Annotated in this window: 3 protein-coding genes and 1 pseudogene; all 4 read right to left on the bottom strand. The window is 49.3% G+C overall.

The window, feature by feature from the left end; all coding sequences use genetic code 11:
- Positions 1-244 (bottom strand): annotated as a pseudogene (locus DW205_RS22680) (structural protein P5); the annotation flags it as partial.
- The gene (locus DW205_RS21375; protein ID WP_005862398.1) at positions 241-708 is read right to left on the bottom strand and encodes a phage holin family protein; all 468 of its coding nucleotides are present in this window, start codon (positions 706-708) and stop codon (positions 241-243) included. The gene DW205_RS21375 and the pseudogene DW205_RS22680, both read right to left, overlap by 4 nt.
- A gap of 12 nt (positions 709-720) precedes the next feature.
- A complete protein-coding gene (locus DW205_RS21370; RefSeq protein ID WP_005862400.1) occupies positions 721-1,110 on the bottom strand; it encodes a hypothetical protein in 390 nt (129 codons plus the stop codon).
- The coding region (locus DW205_RS22190) for a hypothetical protein (RefSeq protein ID WP_121963162.1) at positions 1,107-1,372 on the bottom strand (266 nt) is incomplete at its 5' end. The genes DW205_RS21370 and DW205_RS22190, both read right to left, overlap by 4 nt.

The following is a 1,372-nucleotide window of genomic DNA, read 5'->3' as shown; positions in this document are numbered from 1 at the left end:
TTTCCGTATGGTTCTCTTTCGGTGGGGCCCATCTTCCTATCATCTTGCGGATCGTATCCAGCTTATAGTTCCGGTAATAGTTAGACAGGATCTTGAAGATCGCCCTGTAACCGTATGCCATCGATTTAAATTGCTTGAACTCTTTGTCTGAGCTTGTCTTCTCGCCTTGGAAGACATCGCTGTTCCTCCTGATGTTCCCGGGGTTGTTGTTTCTCAACCCTCTGGGCAGACTATTATTTCTCATTTTCCACTCCCCTTATTTATATAATCAACAACCGCTTTCGCTATCTCCTCCGGATCAGTCCGGTGCTTGGCGATCTCTCCAGCCAGCATCAGCACTTGCTGGTAATCGCTTCTTACCTTGTCCTCGGCTTTCTCGAAGATGCTTTTTACCTCGATAATCCCAAGACCAATAGCCCCGATCATCGTTACAACCGGGAATATAGGTATATGGTACCCGTAGAAAATGTCCAGATACCATATGCCGGCCATCTGCATGCAATCCACAACGGTCAAAGCGATAAGCAGGTTGTAATACCTCGCCAGCTTGTCTACCGTACGCTTGAAGCCGTAGCTGGATCTTACCTCGCCACGTAACTTAGCCTTTCTTATCCCGCTACATAGATCTGCCATGGCAGCGAAAAACACAAGCATGTATAATCCGAATACTATCCACGCCACGATAAAAATCTCATTTAATTCTTTCATACTTCCGATCCTTTAATTGTTATTATAGTTGATTCCTAATAATCTCATTATCATCTCCACTTTCCTCTCTAAGGCACGATAGTCGGCCAGTGTCACCCTTGGGGGTTCCGGGGGAAGATCGTCGGGAGGTTCGGTGGAGGCATCGGCGGCTATCATTGGCCTCACCGCTTCTTTCATATCGGTATCCTCGTCAAGCAATACGGTCTCGGCGGCTACCGGATCGTCGATCTCCTCATAGTGCCCGGGGAGTTCTTCCAAGGGGGTATCCAGCCTCTCGCCGCCTAGGTGATAGGTCTTGCCCAGATAGATTTCCGGTCCGGCTATCCATCCGTCACTGATACGGCGGAAGACCTTGCCGTCCTCCGCTATCAGATGCTTGTTGTTCGATTCGTCTGTTCTCATGACTCCGTTTTTTCTGATATGGGTTTGATTCTCGATGCGTAAGCGGACCAGTTCGTGGCCGTCTTATAGGTATCCACGGCATCGTCCGGCACGTAGATAGGACAGTTGTTGCCGTTCGTCAAGGCTCCGCTGGTGAGGGGGAAGGGGGTGGTGGAGAGGACGGTGACGAAAATGAGTTTGGAGCAATTATAGATAAAGGATGAATTGTTTGTCATTTTTGTCCACGATGCCAGCGGAGTCAAGTCCACGGAGGTGAGGCTGG

Source organism: Parabacteroides sp. AM17-47, from assembly GCF_003434625.1.
GTDB lineage: Bacteria > Bacteroidota > Bacteroidia > Bacteroidales > Tannerellaceae > Parabacteroides > Parabacteroides distasonis.
Note: the sequence above shows the minus strand (reverse complement) of the source record. Positions and strands in the feature narration are given on the sequence as shown.

Coding starts and splice junctions, on each gene's coding strand:
- DW205_RS21375 (WP_005862398.1), bottom strand. CDS start 708: ATGAAAGAATTAAATGAGATTTTTATCGTGGCGTGGATAGTATTCGGA.
- DW205_RS21370 (WP_005862400.1), bottom strand. CDS start 1,110: ATGAGAACAGACGAATCGAACAACAAGCATCTGATAGCGGAGGACGGC.